Source organism: Curtobacterium sp. MCLR17_043 (assembly GCF_003224215.1).
In the GTDB taxonomy this organism is placed as follows: domain Bacteria; phylum Actinomycetota; class Actinomycetes; order Actinomycetales; family Microbacteriaceae; genus Curtobacterium; species Curtobacterium flaccumfaciens.
This window is the reverse complement of the sequence record NZ_QKLH01000007.1, coordinates 192,832-199,100: the sequence shown is the minus strand read 5'-3', so window position 1 is coordinate 199,100 and position 6,269 is coordinate 192,832. Positions and strand designations below refer to the sequence as shown.

Annotated in this window: 6 protein-coding genes; 2 read left to right on the top strand and 4 right to left on the bottom strand. The window is 72.5% G+C overall.

Annotation, left to right across the window (positions count from 1 at the left end):
• Positions 1-202: 202 nt before the first annotated feature.
• Positions 203-2,626, top strand: a complete 2,424-nt coding sequence (locus tag DEJ03_RS09170; protein ID WP_110864381.1) for an excinuclease ABC subunit UvrA — start codon at positions 203-205, stop codon at positions 2,624-2,626.
• Between the two features lie 54 nt (positions 2,627-2,680).
• On the opposite strand, the gene DEJ03_RS17930 is transcribed toward DEJ03_RS09170, so the two are convergent.
• The 3 genes from DEJ03_RS17930 to DEJ03_RS09160 form a co-directional block, all read right to left on the bottom strand.
• Positions 2,681-2,836 carry a hypothetical protein gene (locus DEJ03_RS17930; protein WP_155896774.1) on the bottom strand — a complete coding sequence of 52 codons (156 nt, stop codon included), beginning with the start codon at positions 2,834-2,836 and terminating at the stop codon, positions 2,681-2,683.
• Positions 2,837-3,071: 235 nt separating this feature from the next.
• Complete coding sequence (gene mtnN / locus DEJ03_RS09165) at positions 3,072-3,779, bottom strand: 5'-methylthioadenosine/S-adenosylhomocysteine nucleosidase (RefSeq protein WP_110864380.1); 708 nt, start codon at positions 3,777-3,779, stop codon at positions 3,072-3,074.
• A 57-nt stretch (positions 3,780-3,836) separates the two neighbouring features.
• A complete protein-coding gene (locus DEJ03_RS09160) occupies positions 3,837-4,757 on the bottom strand; it encodes a serine hydrolase (RefSeq protein ID WP_110864379.1) in 921 nt (306 codons plus the stop codon).
• A 64-nt stretch (positions 4,758-4,821) separates the two neighbouring features.
• Here DEJ03_RS09160 and DEJ03_RS09155 point away from each other — a divergent pair, with 64 nt between their 5' ends.
• Positions 4,822-5,154 (top strand): hypothetical protein, encoded by a 333-nt coding sequence (locus DEJ03_RS09155; RefSeq protein WP_110864378.1) that lies wholly within the window; start codon positions 4,822-4,824, stop codon positions 5,152-5,154.
• A 143-nt stretch (positions 5,155-5,297) separates the two neighbouring features.
• Here DEJ03_RS09155 and DEJ03_RS09150 read toward each other — a convergent pair whose 3' ends face one another.
• Positions 5,298-6,248 (bottom strand): hypothetical protein, encoded by a 951-nt coding sequence (locus DEJ03_RS09150; protein WP_181422663.1) that lies wholly within the window; start codon positions 6,246-6,248, stop codon positions 5,298-5,300.
• Between the last annotated feature and the right edge of the window lie 21 nt (positions 6,249-6,269).

The following is a 6,269-nucleotide window of genomic DNA, read 5'->3' as shown; positions in this document are numbered from 1 at the left end:
CGACGCCGTCAAGCGCGGCCTCCTCGTCGGCACCGCCACCATCACCGCACAGATCAAGTAACACCTGCCGCAACACCGCACCACGAGCACCACCGCACGACGCGAAGAGTCGCTCCGCCGATCAGGGCGGAGCGGCTCTTCGTCGTTCGCGGTACCGCCGGCGGTACCGCTTCTCCCAGTGGCCGAGCCTACGATCGAGCGAATGCCCGCTCCTCGCTCGACCCAGACCGACGACCGACCCGGGCCGGACGACTTCATCCGCGTCCGTGGCGCCCGCGAGAACAACCTGCGCGACGTCGACGTGGACATCCCCCGCGACCGGATCGTCGCGTTCACCGGCGTCTCCGGCTCCGGCAAGTCCTCGCTCGCCTTCGGCACCGTCTTCGCCGAGGCCCAGCGCCGGTTCCTCGAGTCCGTCGCCCCGTACGCGCGGCGGCTGATCGCGCAGGGTTCCACCCCGCACGTCGACTCGATCACCGGACTGCCGCCCGCCGTCGCCCTGCAGCAGCGTCGCGGCGCGCCGAGCTCCCGCTCCACCGTCGGCACCATGACCACGCTGTCGAACTCGATGCGCATGCTCTACTCGCGCGCCGGCACCTACCCGTCGGGCGCCGACCGACTCGAATCGGACTCCTTCTCGCCGAACACCGTCGCCGGCGCCTGCCCCCGGTGCCACGGCATCGGGACCGCGCACGAGGTCACTGAGGCCTCGGCCGTGCACGATCCGTCGCTGAGCATCCGGGACGGCGCGATCACCGCCTGGCCCGGAGCGTGGCAGGGCAAGAACCTGCGCGACGTCACCGCCGTGCTCGGCTACGACATCGACCGCCCGTGGCGCGAGCTGTCGCGCAAGGACCGCGACTGGTTGCTCTTCACCGAGGAACAGCCCGTCGTGCAGGTGCAGCCGAAGCGCGACCGCGTGGCCAAGCCCTACAAGGGCCGGTTCTGGAGCGCCCGCCAGTTCGTGCTGCACACCCTCGCCGACTCGCAGAGCGAGACCCAGCGCAAGAAGGTGCTGCAGTTCGTCGAGTCCGGCCCGTGCGGGCTCTGCGGCGGCACCGGGCTGACCCGAGCCGCCCTCGCCGTGACGATCGGCGGCCACTCGATCGCCGAGCTGAACGCCCTGCCGCTGACCGGCCTGGCCGACGTCCTGCGCCCGATCGCGGCGATCACGGACGCGGCAGCGGCGACGTCCCGGGCATCGTCCGGCGAGCACACCGAGGTCGCCGTGGCGATCTCCCGCGACCTGCTCACCCGCGTCGAGGTCCTGGTCGGCCTGGGTCTCGGGTACCTGGCGCTCGACCGCGCCACCCCGACGCTCTCCCCCGGCGAGAGTCAGCGGCTGCGGATCGCGACGCAGCTCCGCTCCGGCCTGTTCGGCGTCGTCTACGTGCTCGACGAACCGAGCGCCGGCCTGCACCCCGCCGATGCCGAGTCCCTCGTCGACGTCCTCGACGACCTGCGTGCCGGCGGCAACAGCGTCTTCGTCGTCGAGCACGACATGAGCATCGTGCGCCGAGCCGACTGGATCGTCGACGTCGGCCCCCGCGCGGGCATCGGTGGCGGCACGGTCCTGTACAGCGGACCGGTCGCCGGACTGGCCGAGGTCGAGGCGTCTGTCACCCGGCGCTTCCTGGAGCCCCGGCAGCCGACCGCCGACCGTGCCGTCCGGACCCCGATCGGCACCCTCCAACTCCGCGACCTCACCCTGCACAACCTGCGTGGGCTCGACGTCGACCTGCCGCTCGGTGTCCTCACCGCGGTCACCGGGGTCAGCGGGTCCGGCAAGTCGTCACTCGTCGGTGGCGTGCTGCCCGGCGTCGCGACGTCGCACCCGCTCATCGACCGCGTCGTGCAGGTCGACCAGAAGCCGATCGGCCGGACGCCCCGCTCGAACCTCGCCACCTACACCGGCCTCTTCGACGCGGTCCGGGCAGCCTTCGCCCAGACCGACGAGGCCAAGGCCCGCGGTTGGGGCGCCGGGCGGTTCTCGTTCAACGTCGCCGGCGGCCGGTGCGAGGTCTGCCAGGGCGAGGGGTCGGTGTCCGTCGAACTCCTCTTCCTGCCGGGCAGCTGGGCCCCGTGCCCCGAGTGCCACGGCTCCCGTTACACCGCCGAGACGCTCGAGGTCCGGTGGAACGGGGCGTCCATCGCCGACGTCCTCGGCATGACCGTCGACGAAGCGGCGCCGCTCCTGGCGTCCCTGCCGGCAGCCGGACGCGGACTCGAGACCCTCCGCGAGGTCGGTCTCGGCTACCTGCGACTCGGCCAGCCCGCTCCGGAGCTGTCCGGCGGCGAGGCGCAGCGCATCAAGCTCGCCACGGAACTGCAGCGCGCGCGGACCGGCCACACCCTGTACCTGCTCGACGAGCCCACCACCGGCCTGCACCCGGCCGACGTCGAGCTGCTCACCGCCCAGCTCGCCCGACTGACCGACGCGGGCAACACCGTCGTCGTGGTCGAGCACGCGATGGACGTCGTCGCGAGTGCCGACCACGTCATCGACATGGGTCCGTCGGGGGGTGTCGAGGGTGGCCATGTGGTGGCCTCCGGCACGCCCGCCGAGGTCGCCGCCTCGACCACCAGCCGGACCGCGCCCTACCTGCGGGACCAGCTCGGTCGCTGACGCAGAAGTGCCCGCCGGGATCGCTCCTGACGGGCACTTCGTGGCTGCCGCTGGTTACCGCTGGACCGCTTCCGGCGCGTCGTCGCGGAAGAAGTCGCTGCCACTGTGCGTGTAGCCGACCTCACCCGTCCGACGCCACTGCTTGCGGACGCGCTTGAAGGTGGTGATGCGTGCAGGTTCGACGTTCTCGTCGCTCGTGTAGGCGCTCATGGCTGATCTCCCTGTGTGATTGGCCGTGGTTCCTTGGCCCCCCGAAATGGAGGCTAGCGAGCGGTTTTCATACCGGTTCGTGATCCGTCCCGGAACGTCCGTGGAACGCAATTCCGCTCGTTGAATGGCCGCGGAGCGCAGCGCCCGCGACCAGGCGGGGTCGGACGGGAGGCCCGGATCACCGCCGCCGGACCGGCGGCGGCGAGTCGCGCCTCCAGGCCGGAGCCGGGCGGACTCAGGAACGCAGGCCGAGCACCAGGTCGTGGACCACGCGCGCTGCGCGTGCCGCGGCGTCGTCCAGGTGCTCACGGAACTCGGCGCCGTCCGGCGCGCAGAGGTCGCTGATGCACCGGACCGACACGAACGGCATGTCGTGCACGTGGGCGAACTGCGCGATCGCGGCCGACTCCATGTCGACCGCGGCCACCTCGGGGAACGCGACCCGGAGTGCGCGGGCACGGCCCTCGGTCACGAAGACCTCGCTCGAGCCGATCGTCGCCGACCGCAGCGGCCACGCGATGTCGGCGCCCATCGCGAGCTCGACGAGCCGGGCGTCCGGCGCGTAGCCGGTCGGCATGCCGGGGACCTGGCCCAGGGCGTAGCCGAACGCGGTGGCGTCGGCGTTGAGGTTGACGTACCGGTCGCCGACCACGACGTCACCGATGGCGACACCGTGCATGAGCCCACCGGCGGTCCCCACGCTGATGACCGGGATGCCCGGGCCGAAGTCGTGGAAGCCGTGGGCGACCGCGGCCGTGGCGTTCGTGAAGCCGATGCCGCTGCGGCGCACGACGACCGTGGCGCCGCCGATGTCGAGCAGCTGGTGCGGGTCGTGGCCACCGACTGGGCCGTCGAGGACGGGGACACCGCCGAACAGGTCGGCGAAGGCCGAGACCTCTTCGCTCATGGCCGCGATGATGATCGCGACGGGTTGCTGCTGCACTGATCGATCCTCCCACGCCGGGCGCGCGCGGACGTGCAGGTCGGATCGTCGAAGGTGCTACCGGCGGGGGTCCTGGCGGGCCAGCTCGTCGGCGACGAAGGCGGCGAGCGCGTCGGCGCCGAAGTGGTCGTCGGCGGTGATGGTGACGACGGTGCCGGTGTCGTTGCTCGCCTCGGTCTGGTCGAACAGGAGCATCTGCCCGTACGCACCGTGCAGCCGCCAGAGTCGGCCGGGGCCACCCCACCCGGCCATCGCGTAGCGCTCGTAGCCGGGGCCGGTGCCCTCGCGCTCCACCCAGTCGGTGTGCATCGCGTCGCACCACCGCGCGCTGACGATCCGCTGTCCGTCGACGACCCCGCGGTCGCGGATCAGGTGCCCGATGCGGGCGAGTTCCTCGGTGCGGAGCGACAGCCCCTCGCCGCCGGCGACGAACCCGTTCGGGCAACGCTGCCACTCGACGTCCCGGATGCCGAGCGGCGCGAACAGCCGTTCGTTGACGAACGCGCCGACGTCACCGACCCGGGTCTCGAGCACGCGCATCGCGGTGTAGGTGCTGGCGTTCGCGTACTGGAACACCCCGCCGCGGGACGGTCGCCGCAGGAACTCGGCCGCCAGGTCCGGCCAGTCCGTCAGCTCGGTCGCCGACCACGGCATGTCGATGCCGCTCGTCATGGTGAGCAGGTGCCGGAGGGTGACCCGGTCGACGCCGTCGCCGAGCGCGAGGCCGGGCACGTACCGAGCGATCGGCTCGTCGACGTCGACCAGACCGTCGTCGGCCGCGATGCCGGTGGCCAGGACGCAGATGCCCTTCGCGGCGGAGTGGACCTCGCGCCGGACGTCGGGGGTCCAGTGGTGCTCGGCGACGTCGTCGGTACCGACCGCACCGGTCCGTGTCCGCACGTGGATGCCGTGCGCGGCGAATCCCGTCGCGTCCACGTGGGCGACGACGGCGTCGAGGATGCTCGCGGCGGTGTGCACACCCCATCTTCTCGCGGTGGGGGCCTGCGGGGACGGGCAGGGGCCACCGCGTACCGTCCGGCTCGTGTCCGACGAACAGCCCCGCCGCCCCGATCCCACCCGCGTCGGCGACCAGCCCGCACTCCGGACGGCGTCCGGCTCGAACTGGCTCGTGTGGGGAGCCGTCACGGCCGTGATCGTCGCCGCGGTGATGGTCCTCATGGCGATCCGTGCGCCGGCGATCGGCTGGCCGGCGCTGGTGCTCGTGGTCGTGCTGTTCGCGGTGATGGTCGTGGTCCGCGCCGCCGTGCGGCCGCAACGCACGCGGCTCGTCACGCTTGCCGTGCTCGACCTCGGCATCGTGGTCGTCGGGCTGGTGGCGACCCTCGCGGTGCTGTACTCGACGCCAGCAGCCTGAGCCGACCCGGAGACGCGACCAGTGGACGCGGGCGGCGCGACCCGTGACGGTCGTTCGGCCCGGTACCAGCTGGCACCGGGCCTCCCGTCCGACCTTCGGTCACGACGTCCGCCGTTCCTCGTCTCGTGGTGACGGGTGCGTCGTCACCCGCCACCGCGTGCGTCGCCGGGCTGGTCCCGGTCCGGCTGCAGTGCTCGGACCACGGCGACGACGGCGAGCGCTGCGACGACGGCCCAGGCGGCGACGGCGACCCAGCGGCTCGCGCTCCCGACCGTCACGAGGACGCCGAGACCGGTCGTCCGCCCGAAGACCGTGCTGGCGGTCGAGTACATCCCGAGCGGGAAGACGATGCTCCAGAGGGCAGTGACGTACCGCACCGGCAGGCGGAGCACCATGACCTGCCGGATGCCGATGCCGACCAGGAACGGCAGGCACCACGTTCCCCAGGCCCACAGGACGACGGACGCCCCGCCGACGAAGTGCGCCGCGGCCGGCAGACCGTTCTCGAGCAGGCGAGCGCCGGCGAGCGTCGTGATCGCCGTCGCGCCGGAGACGACCCACGCGGTGGGGGTGACCACGAGGGGTCCTCCCCGCGAGCCGACCATGCGGACGAGGACCACGGCGGCGAGCAGCAGGTACAGCACGAGGCCGACGCCCCAGAGCGCGAGCGCGACGACGTCGAAGTGCAACGTCGACGTGGTGATCGCGAGCGATTCGGTCCCGACCACCCAGAGGAACCACGCACCGTCGGCGTGCGCGCTCAGCGGCCGCGCGCGGGTCCGGAGGAACAGCCACGGGAGGAGTCCGTAGGTGAGGAGCAGCCAGAGCGGCCCGCCGACCACGAGCGCCACGACCGGAGCAGCGCCGACGCCGATCGTGGCACCCAGGGTCCCGCAGACGCCGACGGCCGCGAGCAGGGTCCACCACCCGAAGGCGGCATCCGGGTCGACGAGCGTGCCGGTGAACCAGGACGGCTGGTGGACGCCCTGGCGGACCAGGAGGACGACGACCCCGACCAGCAGGGCCGTGGCGACGGTGAACGCGACGACTCCGTGCCGACGACGAGCGCTGCGGCAGCGAGCGGTACCAGCCACAGCAGGTTGAACCACCGGTCA